Source organism: Propionispora vibrioides, from assembly GCF_900110485.1.
GTDB lineage: Bacteria > Bacillota > Negativicutes > Propionisporales > Propionisporaceae > Propionispora > Propionispora vibrioides.
Genome location: NZ_FODY01000021.1, coordinates 49,099 through 64,562, shown reverse-complemented (window position 1 = coordinate 64,562; position 15,464 = coordinate 49,099). Strand labels below are relative to the sequence as shown.

16 protein-coding genes are annotated in these 15,464 nt (G+C 49.1%); 3 read left to right on the top strand and 13 right to left on the bottom strand.

Annotated elements, in window-relative coordinates; translation table 11 throughout:
* Nucleotides 1–4: 4 nt before the first annotated feature.
* From BMW43_RS15315 to BMW43_RS15295, 6 genes are all read right to left on the bottom strand, one after another.
* Nucleotides 5–481, bottom strand: coding sequence for a hypothetical protein (locus BMW43_RS15315; RefSeq protein WP_091749491.1), 477 nt, complete (start codon nucleotides 479–481; stop codon nucleotides 5–7).
* Nucleotides 482–504: 23 nt separating this feature from the next.
* Entirely contained in the window at nucleotides 505–654 is a 150-nt protein-coding gene (locus tag BMW43_RS21220; protein ID WP_177173620.1) for a hypothetical protein, read from the bottom strand.
* A gap of 59 nt (nucleotides 655–713) precedes the next feature.
* The gene (locus tag BMW43_RS15310) at nucleotides 714–908 is read right to left on the bottom strand and encodes a hypothetical protein (protein ID WP_143050637.1); all 195 of its coding nucleotides are present in this window, start codon (nucleotides 906–908) and stop codon (nucleotides 714–716) included.
* A gap of 4 nt (nucleotides 909–912) precedes the next feature.
* Entirely contained in the window at nucleotides 913–1,314 is a 402-nt protein-coding gene (locus tag BMW43_RS15305) for a LuxR C-terminal-related transcriptional regulator (RefSeq protein ID WP_091749485.1), read from the bottom strand.
* A 784-nt stretch (nucleotides 1,315–2,098) separates the two neighbouring features.
* Nucleotides 2,099–2,518, bottom strand: a complete 420-nt coding sequence (locus BMW43_RS15300; protein ID WP_091749483.1) for a pyridoxamine 5'-phosphate oxidase family protein — start codon at nucleotides 2,516–2,518, stop codon at nucleotides 2,099–2,101.
* Nucleotides 2,519–2,603: 85 nt separating this feature from the next.
* Entirely contained in the window at nucleotides 2,604–2,963 is a 360-nt protein-coding gene (locus tag BMW43_RS15295) for a winged helix-turn-helix transcriptional regulator (RefSeq protein ID WP_091749480.1), read from the bottom strand.
* Nucleotides 2,964–3,788: 825 nt separating this feature from the next.
* Here BMW43_RS15295 and BMW43_RS15290 point away from each other — a divergent pair.
* Both BMW43_RS15290 and BMW43_RS15285 read left to right on the top strand, forming a co-directional pair.
* Nucleotides 3,789–5,765: a methyl-accepting chemotaxis protein gene (locus tag BMW43_RS15290; protein WP_091749477.1), complete on the top strand. Its 1,977-nt coding sequence runs from the start codon at nucleotides 3,789–3,791 to the stop codon at nucleotides 5,763–5,765.
* A gap of 730 nt (nucleotides 5,766–6,495) precedes the next feature.
* Nucleotides 6,496–8,475, top strand: coding sequence for a methyl-accepting chemotaxis protein (locus BMW43_RS15285; protein ID WP_091749474.1), 1,980 nt, complete (start codon nucleotides 6,496–6,498; stop codon nucleotides 8,473–8,475).
* A gap of 114 nt (nucleotides 8,476–8,589) precedes the next feature.
* On the opposite strand, the gene BMW43_RS15280 is transcribed toward BMW43_RS15285, so the two are convergent.
* Nucleotides 8,590–8,973 carry a DUF1634 domain-containing protein gene (locus BMW43_RS15280; protein WP_091749471.1) on the bottom strand — a complete coding sequence of 128 codons (384 nt, stop codon included), beginning with the start codon at nucleotides 8,971–8,973 and terminating at the stop codon, nucleotides 8,590–8,592.
* Nucleotides 8,970–9,809, bottom strand: a complete 840-nt coding sequence (locus tag BMW43_RS15275; protein WP_091749467.1) for a sulfite exporter TauE/SafE family protein — start codon at nucleotides 9,807–9,809, stop codon at nucleotides 8,970–8,972. Before BMW43_RS15275 ends, BMW43_RS15280 begins: the two co-directional genes overlap by 4 nt.
* A gap of 239 nt (nucleotides 9,810–10,048) precedes the next feature.
* Between BMW43_RS15275 and uvsE the strand changes: the two genes are divergently transcribed.
* Nucleotides 10,049–11,002, top strand: coding sequence for a UV DNA damage repair endonuclease UvsE (gene uvsE / locus BMW43_RS15270; RefSeq protein ID WP_091749464.1), 954 nt, complete (start codon nucleotides 10,049–10,051; stop codon nucleotides 11,000–11,002).
* Between the two features lie 43 nt (nucleotides 11,003–11,045).
* On the opposite strand, the gene BMW43_RS15265 is transcribed toward uvsE, so the two are convergent.
* From BMW43_RS15265 to fosX, 5 genes are all read right to left on the bottom strand, one after another.
* On the bottom strand, nucleotides 11,046–12,773 hold the full coding sequence (locus tag BMW43_RS15265; RefSeq protein ID WP_091749461.1) for an ABC transporter ATP-binding protein/permease: 1,728 nt from the start codon (nucleotides 12,771–12,773) through the stop codon (nucleotides 11,046–11,048).
* Nucleotides 12,774–13,043: 270 nt separating this feature from the next.
* The gene (locus tag BMW43_RS15260; protein WP_177173619.1) at nucleotides 13,044–13,646 is read right to left on the bottom strand and encodes a DUF3794 domain-containing protein; all 603 of its coding nucleotides are present in this window, start codon (nucleotides 13,644–13,646) and stop codon (nucleotides 13,044–13,046) included.
* 90 nt (nucleotides 13,647–13,736) lie between these two features.
* Nucleotides 13,737–14,420, bottom strand: coding sequence for a uracil-DNA glycosylase (locus BMW43_RS15255; protein WP_091749455.1), 684 nt, complete (start codon nucleotides 14,418–14,420; stop codon nucleotides 13,737–13,739).
* A gap of 115 nt (nucleotides 14,421–14,535) precedes the next feature.
* Complete coding sequence (locus tag BMW43_RS15250; protein WP_091749451.1) at nucleotides 14,536–14,865, bottom strand: hypothetical protein; 330 nt, start codon at nucleotides 14,863–14,865, stop codon at nucleotides 14,536–14,538.
* Between the two features lie 136 nt (nucleotides 14,866–15,001).
* Entirely contained in the window at nucleotides 15,002–15,457 is a 456-nt protein-coding gene (gene fosX / locus BMW43_RS15245; RefSeq protein WP_091749448.1) for a FosX/FosE/FosI family fosfomycin resistance hydrolase, read from the bottom strand.
* Nucleotides 15,458–15,464 lie beyond the last annotated feature (7 nt).

Sequence of the window (15,464 nt, the reverse complement as noted above, 5' to 3'; positions counted from 1 at the left end):
CCTCCTAATATTCAATGGAATAGCCATTGACCGGCGTTATCTTCAGGGTGATATCCATACGTCCGGGAAACCGTGGATAATAGGCTACAGGCTCTATACTATAGTTGACTTCACTGATCGGACTGGCTGCACTTAACCCCGCCAGTTCCAGATATATCAGTTGTCCAAGTTCGTCGCACTCATCAACACCGGAATATTCCGTAAGATTGCCGGTCGTTGTCACTCCATCTTGAAGAATAACCCAGCCAACGGAAAGCTTATAGGTGTATTGCTGCTGTTCCAGACCTTCCGTTTTTGCAACGGGATACAAAGCAATTAGCGGACAATCAGCATCTTCCGGCATGTTTTTGCCGTTGAGACCGACATATATTTGCGGTGCCCGGCTGTATTTCGCCATACAGTAATTTTGAATTGCCGTACTAGCCTGTAACGTATTCCGCCACTTAACGGCAATGTCACTTAGTTTTAAAGTGGAAACCAAGCTATCAACTCCTTTTTAGTGAATTATTGTTTGGCGGCATATTCCCCCATCCGGCAGATGGCACAGGCACCGGTGTTATTATCGGCAACCCACCAGGAGCATGCCTCCTTTAGGCACTGGTTGTCGGAAACCAGCATGTTATCAGGTCTGATGCAGAGTAATGGACAAAACATAATTTCACCTCCTATTCTTTATACGTACATAAAACACCAAATAAGGTTAGGATCATTGATCAAAAATTTTTCAAGAAGTCCTGAAGCTGATTGTGCTCGTAAAACCGTCGATTGCTGCGGGACCAACTGATTTCCAATGTATTTAACGCCCGCTTTAACTCTTTTGCCTTTTTCTGCACTTCTTCTTCCGAGAGCTGTGGCTCTTGATAACGATAAAACTCTTCCAGCATTTCTAATGTATAATAGCGTCCCATATTCTTATCCATTCCCCCTACCTGAAGTATTCAGATATTCGGCTAACCGAGTACCGGCCTGACGGATATGATAGTTTACTGTCACCTGGCTAATCCCAAGAATTTTACCAATCTCTTGAATCAGATAGCCCAGCTTTAATAGTCTGACTACAGCCATCTGCCGTGCCGGCAACCCGGCCACCCCCTGATCAATATCGGCCAGCACGCATAAAATATCGTCTTTGCCCCCGTTATGGCTGCTGCTGTAATTGATATGCTCATATTGCGCCGCCGTCATTTCAGCTGCACTCCGGAGCTCATAATAGCGCCGGATGATATGCAAAATTCCTTGACCGTCATATTCAGAAAAAACATATGGCGTAGCAACTACACTTTGATTCAAGCATGGCTGTGATTTACTATACATAGTAATCCTCCTCTGTTCTAGCTACAGGTGGAAACAGCTTTACCAACATGCGTTAGTAAAGAACTTTCCCGGTTACACCCTTACCATGTCAAGCTGACGCTACTAAAAGTTATCTTAAAAAAACAAAAAAACTGCTATCTTGCAGTCTTTTATACTGGCAATCATTTCAATGGCAATTAAAGCATCGATTCAATATACCACCCATGATATATTCAGTTTTCTAATTTAATGAGGTTCCTCGTTCCCCATATTCCAGTCCCAATACACGCCCCCTTATTTGGCTGAGTCACCATCAGAATTTCACTGAAACTGAAATAAATGAAAAATCCTTAAATTTTAATAATCTATTTCCAGTATCAGAGTCTATCTAAATAAAGAGTAAATAATTTAGTAATATTTGTAAAATATTACTAAATTTTAAATTAATTTGTATATTTTATACTTTCCTTACAATTTAACCCGCTAAATTTATCAAATATGGAAAAGGATTTATTTAACTAAAATCCCTCCCGGAAAAGAAATTAATTCTCCCTCTATTTATTATCCGTACAAAATATGCCTAAAAAGTATAGGAGATTTTATATATTTTCCCTATAAATAGTTTTATTTCTTCTTTATGGAAAAATAGTAGGTTTACAAATAGCTTTCTTCATCAAAACACAGATACGATAAGTATGTTTTTTAATTACACAGACAAAAAAGGACCGGATTCACTCCGGTCCTTAGCTTTCGATATTTATTCGCGAAAAATCGCTTCCGTTCCCCACAGCTTAAGCTCCTTATCTTACTCTACAACAAAACTTTCCGAAGCAAAGTTGCTGTAATACCGACCTGCTTCCGCTACAAATCTCAGGACACAATAATCAGGATCGGTGATGCCCAACGGATAGTACAGCGTATCTCCCTCGCGCCAGATCATTGCTTTGGCAGCCGCGTCTTCCAGTACTTCCATCCTGCCTTTTAACATGACGCCGCGAAAAAAGCGCCTGTCGCAAAAATACAGGCTGGCTTTGGAGTTTTCCCTGTATTGCCGTACCCGTAAGGACGAGGTATTGGTCGTTAAATAAAACTCCTTAAGGCCGGCCCGCTGGCGGGGTGCCAGCATGGCTTTCATATGGGGGAACCCTTCGTCATCTACCGATCCGATAAAGGCAATGCTTTGCTTATCAATCAAATTACCAATCGTTTTTTCCACATTACGCACGATAACCACTCCTACACTATATTGTTATCTTCATTATAGCGTTGTGGCCAAGAGTGGTATATTACCCACTTTTTCGTGGGTAAGTCTATTCCATAAAGCCCTGAGCCCGCAAGTCCTCTTCCATGCCGTTTTCCCTCATGAGATCGACGCCGATGCCCTGCATGATGGTAATAGCCTCCAGCATTCTCCGGCCCCGCTCCAGAAGAAAATATTCCACCTTTAACGGATAGCCGGCAAAGGTCTTTTTATCAATCATCCCAATATCGGCAAGTTCCTTTAATTGTTCCAGCAGCATTTTCTGATTAATGCCCTGTATGTTTTTCTCAAGCCCGGCAAGGGACGACGGTTCCTTGCCTAATAGCCACAGGATGATCGGTTTCCATTTCCCCTTGGTCAGATCGTGCGTTAATTCCAACGGACAAGTATAGGCTTCTCTAATCTTCATGCCTTCCGCCTCCCATTATAACGGACATTGGTTGTTCTGCTGTCGTTGTGTTTAAATGGACATCCATCATTTCGACGATATAGGCTCAAACAGTCTCTCTATGTGCAAAAGCCAGGCTGTAGACAAATTTGGCATCAACCGGCACAGAAAACATTCCAGACGCCTCTTGCAGGGTTTCTTCCACAATCCGGACAAACTCCGGCGTGACAATCTTGGATAATACCTCTTTATCCAGCTTGTCGAAGACCCCCTATTGGGCCTGCTCAAACTAACTCTACTGCTATACCCGGTCCTTACGGCTCAATCTGTCCTGCTGCGTACATATTCTTGGGCAGTAAATCCTCTCTCTTTTTCGAGTCCTCGTAAATTCTGTTGTTTACTTCTACACTGTCGTGATGTTCTCCTGTCTTCTCATCATGCACACACGCAGACAAAAGAAGCGATATTTTGACAAAATCAGTCAAAAGTTAGTATTTTTTGTTGACTGCCGGAGAATTATCAATTAAGATTAACGTAAGGTTTTCTATACCTTTATGGCATTTCCTCAACTTTATATCTTTCATGTATACAATGACGTATCAGCCAGAATACCGCAGTTGTTTGGACATATGGCTGATTTTTTGTTGCACAAAAGCAAGCAATCCGTCCGGCTAAGTGTACTGCATTTTGCAGTTTACTTGCCGGTGGTTTATTATAATAGAGGTCATATCACAAAAGAGGTGATTATGTTCACTATTTTCTGTGCACAAATTGACCGGCAATTTTACTTTCCAAGCATTCCGCAATACGAGGACTGGAACAAATCATTTTTAGAGGTGAACCATCATGAACGTAAGAAACAAACTCATCCTTATTTTTTCATTGTTAGCGGCCGCTATTCTTCTTGTGTCCACAGGGGCCGGCTATTTTTTTACCAAGGATCAATTGACCAAGGAGATATATACGGCCTTGGACAATGTATCCAAAGCGCAAGTACATAAGCTTGATGGCTGGCTGATTAGCAAGGCCAAAATCTTAGAATATATGGATGTGACCATCCAAAAAACCGTTGGCGATAATGCTCAGCCGGCTCACATGTCGGGCTACAAACTGGTTGATAAAGAGATTTCCGACATGTACATCGGCACAGCAGGCGGCGTCATGATTGACGGCAGCGGTTCATCCCTGCCGGCCGACTACGATCCCCGCAAACGTCCCTGGTATAAACAGGCCCTCACCGAAAACAAACTGGTTTTCACCGATCCTTATCTGGACATGACCACCAATCAAATGGCGGTATCGGTAGCCAAGCCGGTTAAGGGAGAGACTGGCCAGGTCAAAGCCGTCATCGCCGAAGATATTTTGTTGCAGACTTTAGTCGATACGGTCAAGCAAATTAACCTCGACGGCCAGGGCTACGCCTATTTGTTAGACAGCAAGGGCTTCATGCTGGCCCATCCCGATCCGAATGTGGTATCCAAAAATATTCTGGAAGACAGTCAGTTCAAGACCCTGGCCGACCTGACGAAAGACGCTATTGGTAAAAACGATGTCTTTAAATCCTACCAGGAAAATGGCAAAAGCATGCTGGCTGTTTTTAACACCGTGCCCACTACCAATTGGACGCTGGTCATTTGTGTGCCGGAAGACTTTATCTACCAGCCTCTGACCACGCTGCGCTGGCTGTTTATTGGCATCGCCTTCCTCTCCATCCTGATCGTTATTGGCGTTACCTACTTTATTGCCAAGCAAATCACCCAACCGCTGGAAAGTCTGGCCGGAAACTTCAAGGCACTGTCGGAAGGCGATTTGACGGTCCAGGCTGTAGTAAAAGGCGAGGACGAATTCGCTGTTTTAGCCAAGGGCTTTAATTATATGATAAATAACTTACATAATATTATCCGTCAGTTGCGGGCCAATGCCGAAACTGTAGCTTCCTCTTCCGAACAGCTTACAGCCAGTGCCGAGCAATCGGCTCAGGCTTCCTCTCATATCGCTGAAAGCAGTATGAAGCTGGCTGAAGGCAGTGAAAAGCAAATCAGCAGCATTGACGCAGCAACCACCAGCATCAATGAAATGGCCGCAGGTATTCAGCATATCGCCGCCAATACCCAGTCGGTAACCGCTGCCAGTGAAGCCACTGCCAATGCCGCCCAAAGCGGTGGCAAGACGGTGGAAGCCGCGGTCCAGCAGATGGACGTCATTTCCCGGACAGTCATGGAGTCGGCAGAAGTGGTTAGCAAGCTAGGCGAACGCTCCAAGGAAATCACTCAGATTGTCGACACCATCTCCAGCATTGCCGGTCAGACCAACCTGCTGGCCCTCAATGCCGCTATTGAAGCCGCCCGGGCCGGTGAACAGGGCCGCGGCTTTGCCGTAGTAGCCGACGAAGTTCGTAAGCTGGCTGAACAGTCCCAGGATTCGGCCAAACAGATCGCCGAGCTGATTACCGAAATTCAACGGGAAACCGACCGGGCCGTACAGGTCATGCAGGACGGCACCCGCGAAGTGAAAAACGGTTCCAAAGCCGTTGACACCGCCGGTCAGTCCTTCACCGAAATTACCGGCCTGATCAGCCAGGTATCGGCCCAAATCACCGACATGTCGGCCGCCATTCAGCAAATCGCCGCCGGCAGTCAGGAAGTCGTCACCGCCGTGAACCGGATTGACGAAATCGGCAACCAGTCGGTAGAAGAAATCGCCAATGTCTCGGCTGCTGCCGAACAGCAGTCGGCTTCTATGGAGGAAATCGCCTCTTCCAGCAGTCATTTAGCCAAGCTGGCTCAAGAACTTGACCAATTGATTCATAAATTTAAAGTTTAACAGTAAAATACATCCGTGATTCCTAGGAAACACGGATGTATTTTTTTCTAAGACAATTATATAAGCTGCATCATATATCGGAAAAGTTAAAATATTAATCCAAAATTGGAGACCGCTTTATCCTTTATGCAACATAATTTTCATATTGAGCGATAGGTTTACAAATAGTTATTGACAGGCAATTACATAGACGATATGATAGGAATCACTTATATTCCTAGCTCATGCAGCGTATGAAAGAAACCGCTTTTGCTGGCAGTACAAAATCGTATTTATGCATACGACCAACTGGAAAACCGGAGGCCGGAATGATTGACGTTTGTCATCATTCCGGTCTTTTTATTAGGAGGTGAGAGCAATGTCTATATTAATTAATGAAGCTGAAACTAAAAAGGAATTGCAAAGATTAGGCATCCAACATATCGGACATATTACAGACCGATGCGACCAGTAATAAAGTTGTATCCGTGGCCTTGCCGCTTACCACGCCAAACACTCAAAGCACAGCGATCGTGTGGATATCCTGCTGCAAACACTGGTAGAAGCAGCTAATGACCGACTGTGGGGGGGACTTATTTTATACAAAATTCGACATCATTAATCAGAAAATAACATATTTTGCCTTGAACATCTCTTTGGCAAGAACTATAATAATCCCTAACATATAAGCAAGACAGCTATACTTTGGAATACATTTTGCAAGTATAAAAAAATATCAGAGGTGACTGTCATGACTGTAAGAACCCGCCTTATTCTTATTTTTTCACTTTTGTCCGCCGCCATGCTCTTAATTGCCACAAGCACAGGCTATTTTTTTACCAAAAGCCAATTGGATGAAGAAATTCATAAAGAACTGGCGCTTGCCTCTCAATCGCAAATCCACCAACTGGATGGCTGGCTGATTAACAAAACCAAGATTTTAGAATCCACCGCCTCTACCATTGAAAGCACAACCGGAACCGCCGCCGTCCTCGGCCCTCATTTATCAGGCTATCAAAAAATTGACAAGGGAATTCTCTCCGTATATATGGGCACCAGTGACGGAAAAATGATTGACGGCAGTGGCTGGACGCCGCCGGCCGATTACGATCCCCGGACCCGTTCCTGGTATACCCAGGCCATGCAAGATAAAAAACTCACCTTCACCGATCCTTACATAGACGCCGATTCCAAACAAATGGTTGTATCCGTAGCCTTGCCGCTTACCACGCCGAACGGTCAAAGCACGGCGGTCATGGCGGAAGATATTCTGCTGCAAACGCTGGTAGAAACAGTTAACGAAATTAAGGTTAACGGCCAGGGCTACGCCTTCCTGCTGGACAGCAAGGGCTTTATGCTGGCTCATCCTGACCCGAACGTAGTGTCTAAGAACATTTTGGAAGACAGCCAGTTTAAAGCCCTGGCCGACCTGACGAAGGACGCTCTCGGTAAGAACAATGTTTTTAAAACCTATCAGGAAAATGGCCAACACATGCTGGTCATTTTTAACACCATTCCATCCACTAACTGGACTTTGGCCATCAGCGTACCGGAGGACTATATCTACCAGCCGCTGACCACGCTGGGCCGGCTGTTTATTGCGATCGCCGTACTGTCCGTCTTGATCGTCATTGCTGTCACCTACTTTGGTGCTAAACAAATTACCCGGCCGCTGGAGAAGCTGGCGGTAAAATTCAATTCCTTATCGCAGGGCGATCTTACTGTTCAGACCGAAGTAAGAGGTAAGGACGAATTTGCCACTCTGGCAAAAGGGTTCAATTACATGATAAATAACTTACGCGACATTATCCGTCAGTTACGTACTAACGCCGAAATCGTGGCTTCCTCATCCGAGCAGCTCACCGCCAGCGCCGAGCAGTCGGCTCAGGCTTCCGGCCATATTGCCGAAAGCAGCATGAAGCTGGCCGCAGGCAGTGAGAATCAGCTTAACAGCATTGATACAGCCATGACCAGCATTAATGAAATGGCCACAGGCATCCAGCATATCGCCGCCAATACCCAGGCTGTGACGGCCGCCAGCGAAGCTACCGCCACAGCAGCCACAAACGGCGGTCAGAGAGTGACAGCGGCGATCAGACAGATGGAAATAATATCTGACACAGTTACTGAATCAGCCGCCGTGGTCAGCAAGCTGGGTGAACGGTCCAAAGAAATCACCCAGATCGTTGACACCATTGCCAGCATTGCCAGCCAGACCAACCTGCTGGCGCTCAATGCCGCCATTGAAGCGGCCCGGGCCGGCGAACAGGGCAAAGGATTTGCCGTGGTAGCTGACGAGGTGCGCAAACTGGCGGAGCAATCACAGAATTCGGCTAAACAAATTGCCGAACTCATTACCGAAATCCAGCAGGAAACCGACCATGCCGTACTGGTTATGCAAAACGGCACCCATGAAGTGAAAAACGGTACAGCCGCTGTTCATACCGCTGGTCAGGCCTTTACTGAAATTACCGATCTGGTCGGTCAGGTATCAGCCCAAGTCACCGACATGTCGGCCGCCATTCAGCAAATCGCCGCCGGCAGCCAGGAAGTCGTCACCGCCGTGAACCGGATTGATGAAATCGGCAACCAGTCGGTGGAAGAAATCGCCAATGTCTCGGCTGCCGCCGAACAACAGTCGGCTTCCATGGAGGAAATCGCCTCTTCCAGCAGTCACTTGTCTAAGCTGGCCCATGAACTGGACCAACTGGTTCATAAATTCAAAATCTGATCACAAAATCAACCTGCAAAATATAAAAGGACGGTTATTCTCGTTTTGAGAAATAACCGTCCTTTCCATTTCGTGCCGAATCACGCTACCATCCCTCTCTTGTATCCTAAAATACTATTTGCCAAACAGCAGGCTGCTGAGAAGAATCAGAAAAACAAGCGAGGAAATTCCCACGTACAGCCAGTCTTTTTCCTTAAGAAACACCAGAATGGATACGCCCACCCGCAGCACCGGCGTCAAAATCAGGCAAAACAGACCGCTTTGAATGATGGCAAAAGGCTTTAACTGCAAGGCTCCGGCAAAAAACTCCTTGATATTGGTCGGATAGCTGTGACCGGGATAACCGCCTTCCCCGGTATGAATGAACCGGATTAGTCCAAACAGGATAATCACCGCACTGACTAATACACCAAACCGCAGCGCCTTGCTTACAAACAGCTCCACCTCACGCAGTTCAGCTTCGGCGTCTTTTTGCCTATTTGTTGCGTCCGTCGTCATATTCTAACCCCCAATCCCTGTCCCATCATCTGCAGAGCGATGTAGATCAGTACAGGAATAAACAGCTTTCGTATGGTCTTGCTTTTTAACCGCTGCATGACTCTGGCCCCCAAGGTCGAACCCATCAAAACGCCCAGTGCCACCGGTGCCGACACCGCCGGGTTGATATCACCGCGACATAAGTAGATCACCGCACTGGCCGCACCAGTTACTCCCATCATGAAATTACTGGTCGCACTGGATACTTTAAGAGGAAGCTTCATGAACATATCCATGGCCATCACTTTGAAGCTGCCGCTGCCAATCCCCAACAAACCGGAAATCACGCCGGCCAGATACATAACCCCAAAGGCTCCCGGCACATTGTCCACATTGTAAACGACCTGCTTGTCCAGGGCTTTATCATAGTATTCACCCTGTAATTTGAGTGTCTTAGCCGCCCCGCTCAAAGGAACATTCTCCGGCAGCTCCTGTTTAGTCTTTTTCATCATGGCCAACGCCGAATAGAGAAGCAACAAGCCGAAAATAATATACAGCAGTTGCGGCGCGATCATACCGGCAATCAACGCACCGGTGATAGCTCCCACCGTCGTAGCAATCTCTAAAAACATGCCTACCCGGATGTTGGTGATTTTATCCCGGATATAGGCAATGGCCGCCCCGCTGGAGGTGGCAATGACCGAAATCAGGCTAGCGCCGATGGCGATTTGGATATCGATCCCGAACAGCAGTGTCAACACCGGCGTCACAATAATACCGCCGCCCAGGCCTAATACCGCCCCCAACATACCTGCAAATACGGAAAATAGCAATATTTGCAGTGTCATACTTACCATTTGTTTCGCCTCCTTTGTAAAGCCGCGCCTGTCCAAAATTCTGACAGCCGCGACAGCGCCATATCCGGGTTTCACTTTCATAGCCGCCGGACGTGACCCGCTTTTAATAGTATCACATTTCCCCAGCCATTACCAACCCTTCCGGCCACTCTCTCAACCGTTACCAACTGCTCAACAAAATACGGCTGCTATAAAACCGCTTACTACCCCAAACCGACTATAAACAGGGAGGATCCTATATGCTGCTTCGCTTTGGATATGTCGCCATAGCCCTGGATGTGCCTCAGGGCTCGCCTAATAAAACGGTTACTGTAAAAGTACTGGAGAAAATCACTGACCCGGTAGGACGCCTGCACCGTCTGCGGCGCATCCTGCGGGAAAACCTGGAAACCACGCTGCGCGTGCTGCGCTACAATGCCAAAAATCAAATCCATCTTTACCGTTTCACCTCTAAGACAGTCCCTTTAGCCACCCATCCACTAACGGCCGGCTGGGACTATATTGAGGAATACCGGCCGCAATGGGAAGAGTTGGGCGACTACATCCGCCAGACCGGCCTGCGGGTAAGCGCCCATCCCGATCATTTTACCCTGCTCAACAGCCCGCAACCTGAAGTCCTGACAGCCTCACTGCAGGATCTCGAATACCATGCCCGCCTGTTTGACGCCATGAGACTGCCGCCGGGGCCACAGCTTGTCCTGCATATCGGTGGTCTGTATAAAGACAAGGCTGCGGCAATGGACCGCTTTATCCAACAATACACCCGGCTGCCGGCAACCCTCGGGCAACGGCTTATGCTGGAAAACGACGACAAGAGCTACCATGCGGCCGACGTGTTGGCCCTCTGCCGTAAGACAGGCTGTCCTATGATACTCGATGTCCACCATCACGCCTGTCTGCCCTGCGATACACCGTTGGCTAAGCTCTGGCCGGACATCGTAGCCACCTGGCAGGGCAACCGGCCCAAAATTCATATATCCAGTCCAAAAAGCGCCAAGGACTTTCGCAGCCATGCCGATTTTGTCAATGCCGCCGATCTGACTGAATTTCTCGCCGTAGCCAAAGACTGCGGCCAAGACATTGACATCATGGTGGAGGCTAAGCAAAAGGACCTGGCCCTCTTCCGTCTGGTGGAAGACTTGGCCCGGCTGCCCGGCATAACCCGGGTGGAACCGGCGGCGCTGGAACTGTAGGCCGGCCAGGGACCGCCTTCTTTCTGTTTGCCGGGTTGCCTGTTCAGGGCCCTATGGCACTTAAACGCCAGCCACCCCGTCCGTCCAGTTCCAGCCGGCGCCTGTGATAAGTCAGCAGAGTCCGGCGGTGGCCGACACTGATCAGGGTGGTTCGCGGCAGCCGCCTTCCGACTGTCTCGTACATAAACCGCTCGGTTTCCTCATCCAGGGCGGAGGTCGCCTCGTCCAGGAACAGCCAGTCGGGCCTTTGCAGCAGCACCCGGGCAAAGGCTACCCGTTGCTGCTCGCCCAGTGACAGCACCTTATCCCACTCCAGCACCTCCTCCAGGCGCCCGCTTAAATGCGACAGGCGGCACAGCTCCAGCATCGCTGCCAGTTCCTGCCCGTTGACCGTCCTTGCTGTTCCCGGATAAAGCAGTGCCTGGCGCAGCGTGCCGATCGGCATATACGATTTTTGCGGAATAAACATGACGGCCGCCGCCCGGGGCTGCCCGATGTGTCCGGCAGCATAAGGCCAGATTCCCGTCAAAGTCCGCAGCAGCGTACTTTTGCCACAGCCCGACGGACCGCTGATCAGCACCCGGTCGCCTGGCTTGAACATAGCCGTGAGCTGTCGCACCAAAAGCTGGCCGTCCGGCTTCTGGACGTCCAGCGCGTCGATGGCAAAACCGGCTTGCGATCCCTGCGTCCGTTCGATCCGCTCATAGGCAGATGGCGCCATATGTACCAGCTCCATATACACCAGAAAATGATTGAGCCGGTTAATGACTGCCCGCCACTGAGCCAGCCGCGTAAAGCTGTCGACCACAAAGGAAAAGCCGCTTTGCACATGGCCATAAGCATCGGCAATCTGAAACATCTGTCCCAGATGGATCTGATTGCTGAAATAGCGGGGAGCGGCCACCAGCACGGCAAAAATCACCGCCGTCTGCGAGTAGCCGCTGGTCAGCCACAGCAGTTTGCGGCGCACACTGCGAATCTGCAGGAAATTATCCATAATGTACCGGAATTTACCCAGGGCATGCAGTTCTTCCTGACGCTCGCCCTGGTAAAAGGCGATGCTTTCAGCATTTTCCCGCAGGCGGGACAGGAAAAACCGAAAATCGGCCTCAAAACGCTGCTGGTCATAATCAAGCCGCACCAACGGCCGCCCCAGCTTGACGGTCCAATAGGTACCGGCGCCGGCGTAGAGAAAGGCCATCCACACCAGATACCCGTAAACGGGGATGACCGTATCACCCAGCCGTAGCGTTAACACGCCTGACAGGTTCCATAAAATATAGACAAACGACGATACGGTGACCAGATCCTGCAGGAGATCAAGCGACAACCGGAGCGTAAGCTGAACGAACTGTTCCACGTCTTCGCTGATCCGCTGGTCCGGGTTATCCGCCTCATTCCCTGCCAGCAATTGGAGCCGGTAATAGGTCTGCCCCTGCAGCCAGTGCGACAAATATTCCTTGGTCAGCCAACGCCGCCAACGAATATGCAGCAGCATGCGGGCGTACAGTTGATAACCCCGCAGTACAACCAATATCAGCGACAATACACAAAAGGTGATAATGGAATGAATAAAGCCCTGTTCATCATAGCTCTGAATAGACTGATAAAAGGCGCTGTGCCATACGTTAATCCGCGTCGAAATATATACGGTTCCCAGATTCAACACCACAACCACCAGGAGCAGCCTCCAGGCCGCCCACTTTTCTTCGGACAACCAGAAAGCCCTGGCAATTCGCCATGCCCGTTTCAGCACAATACCACGCCGCATACCGCACTCACCTCTTTACTTGTATATTCCAAAGCCGGCGGCGTCATTCCCTTATCAGCCAGAGCGTGTTTTCAAACTAGCGGAATGATTCATAACGAGTGATTCTTGCGCCAGACGAGACAACATAGGGGCGAAATAATGGCATAAGAAGCGCCGTCAGAACTGGAATAATTTAAAACCGCGCCGCACTCCCCCTTGCCTGCTACGACGTTTTAAGCAAGAAAAAATCCGGTATACGCTGCTTGCAAAGCGTATACCGGATTTGTGTTCTTATCCCTTCGGATGGTACGGCATTGACGGGGGAATCTGCGGCCACAAAGGTCTGTTGCCAAACACGCTGGCTGTGATGCCCAGCGAGATGCTGACGTTGCACCGCCGGGTACAGCATTTGTGCCGCAACCAGTCATCATATTCATACAGATACGGTATCTCACTGTCATCTTCTTCGCAGTAATTCCGCCAGTAATCACAGTCCGCATCGACATAATCCGCATATACCCGAGCCGTAGCTGTCATGCCATAACAGGCTCCCGGCACATATACGGCGGCAGTAAACCGGACGCGCCGCGATGCCACGGCGTGTACCGACTGGCTGGGCACACAGCCAACATATAACAGCTTCACATCGAAATGGCCGCGGACAATGACTTCATTCATCACCACGTCTACACAGGTAACCCGCAACCGGTGCACATAGGCCTCGATGACCTGTTCAATGGCAGGCCGGCGGCGGGGGACAACAATACAAATGTCCATTGACTTGGAATCGGTTCTACGGCCTATCAGTTGCTCGGTCAGCATCGGCCGGGCATAGTATGGATAACCGTAGCCATAGCCGGGGTGAGGGAAATGCCTGATCCAGTGTCTGTTCATGGAATCACCTCTTTTCATAACAGGTCTACTGTATTATATGCAGCACCTGTACAAGGTGAAACTATCCCCGGAAAAAGCGGTCATCAACCCTCAGCGGTTCCCCAGATTTTCAATCTGCCAGTCAATCGGCGTCTTGCCCATGGACACCAAAAGCTGATTAGTCTTGGAAAAGGGCTTGCTTCCAAAGAAACCCTTGGTAGCCGACAGGGGACTGGGATGGGGGGAAGCCAGAATCCGATGGCGGGGATTAGTAATCAGCGCCCGTTTCGACTGGGCATGGCTGCCCCAGAGGATAAACACCAGCGGATCGGTACGGTCGTTTAAGAGGCGAATCACTTTATCGGTGAACATCTCCCAGCCACGGCTCTTGTGGGAAGCCGCCTGACCGGCTATTACTGTTAGAACGGTGTTTAGCAGCAGCACTCCCTGCTCGGCCCACTTTTTCAAATACCCGTTATTCGGTATGTAGCACCCTAGATCGTCCTGCAGTTCTTTATAGATATTCAAAAGCGAAGGCGGCGGAACAATCCCCGGCTTAACGGAGAAGCTAAGGCCATGGGCCTGGTTCGGTCCATGATAGGGGTCTTGTCCTAAAATGACCACCTTTACATCCCGGTACGCCGTGAAATGAAGGGCATTAAAAATATCGTATTTGTCAGGATAGATTCGCTTGGTTTGATATTCTCTGATTAACCATTGTCTTAACTGCAGGTAATACTCCTGGTTAAACTCTTCTTCCAGCAGTTCCTGCCAGTCGTTTTTTAATATGCTCATCTTCATCACCAGTATTATTATACCATGGACTGTTACAGCACCGTATTATCTTTGGCGAAAAAAATAGGCCCTGACCGGCGAAACCATGTCTCGCCAGCCAGGGCTTTGCTCCGTTTCAGACAACGCAAGTGCCGGAATTGGGGCCAATGGCCGCAATGTTTCTGGCATTAATAGCCACCAAATTACCCGGCAGGAAGCTGCCAAACGAGCAAGTCAACTGGATAACCAAAAACTCATCGGCGCCGGACACATTGATAAACGGCGACAGGGAGCCAATCAGCGGCGAAAGGCCATTGTTGGCGGACAACGTCTGGGAGCAACCAAAGTTATTGCTCTGCGGGTCAATGATGCCTAAGAACGTCCCCTGAATCGTGCTGCCGTCGGTTAATACCACCGACAGACTGACGCCGCCGGTAAAATTCAAACCATGTCCTTTTAATCTCATATCCCTACTCCTTTACCTAATAGTAATAGCAACCTACTATATACTATGTAAACAAATGGAATATGCGCCTACTCAAGAAAAACAATTCGCCCGTCCTGCCCTCAACAGGCAGGCGGGCAAAGCGCCGGAGGTTTATTCATATTTTATTTCCCTCAGCAGGTCCACCGCTGTCGCCTGCCGTAATCCGATTTTCCTGCCGGTAACGTGCCAGCCGTTCCGCCAGCGTCCCGGTATGCAGCTCAAATAAATGATTGTCGAAATCATAAAAGTAAATCGACTGGCCTTCTCCCGGTACCCGCGGCCTGGGCGCCCGGCATTCCAGCCCCAATGCTTGAATCCGCGCCTGATACAGTTCCACATCGTCTTCGGCGATTTTAAAAGCCATATGGTTATAGCTGCGCACCGGCAGCGCTTCTCCCTCCATCACGGCGATCCATTGATCGTGAATCAGGAAAAACTTTTCCCGTGACAACGAAAAGGTATCATCTCCACTGGAGTAGACCTCTTTTGCATCAAATATCTTTTCAAAAAACTCCGTAGCCTTTGCCAGGTCCTTGACAATGAAAGTAATGTGGCTGATTCCCTCAATCATAGTATTC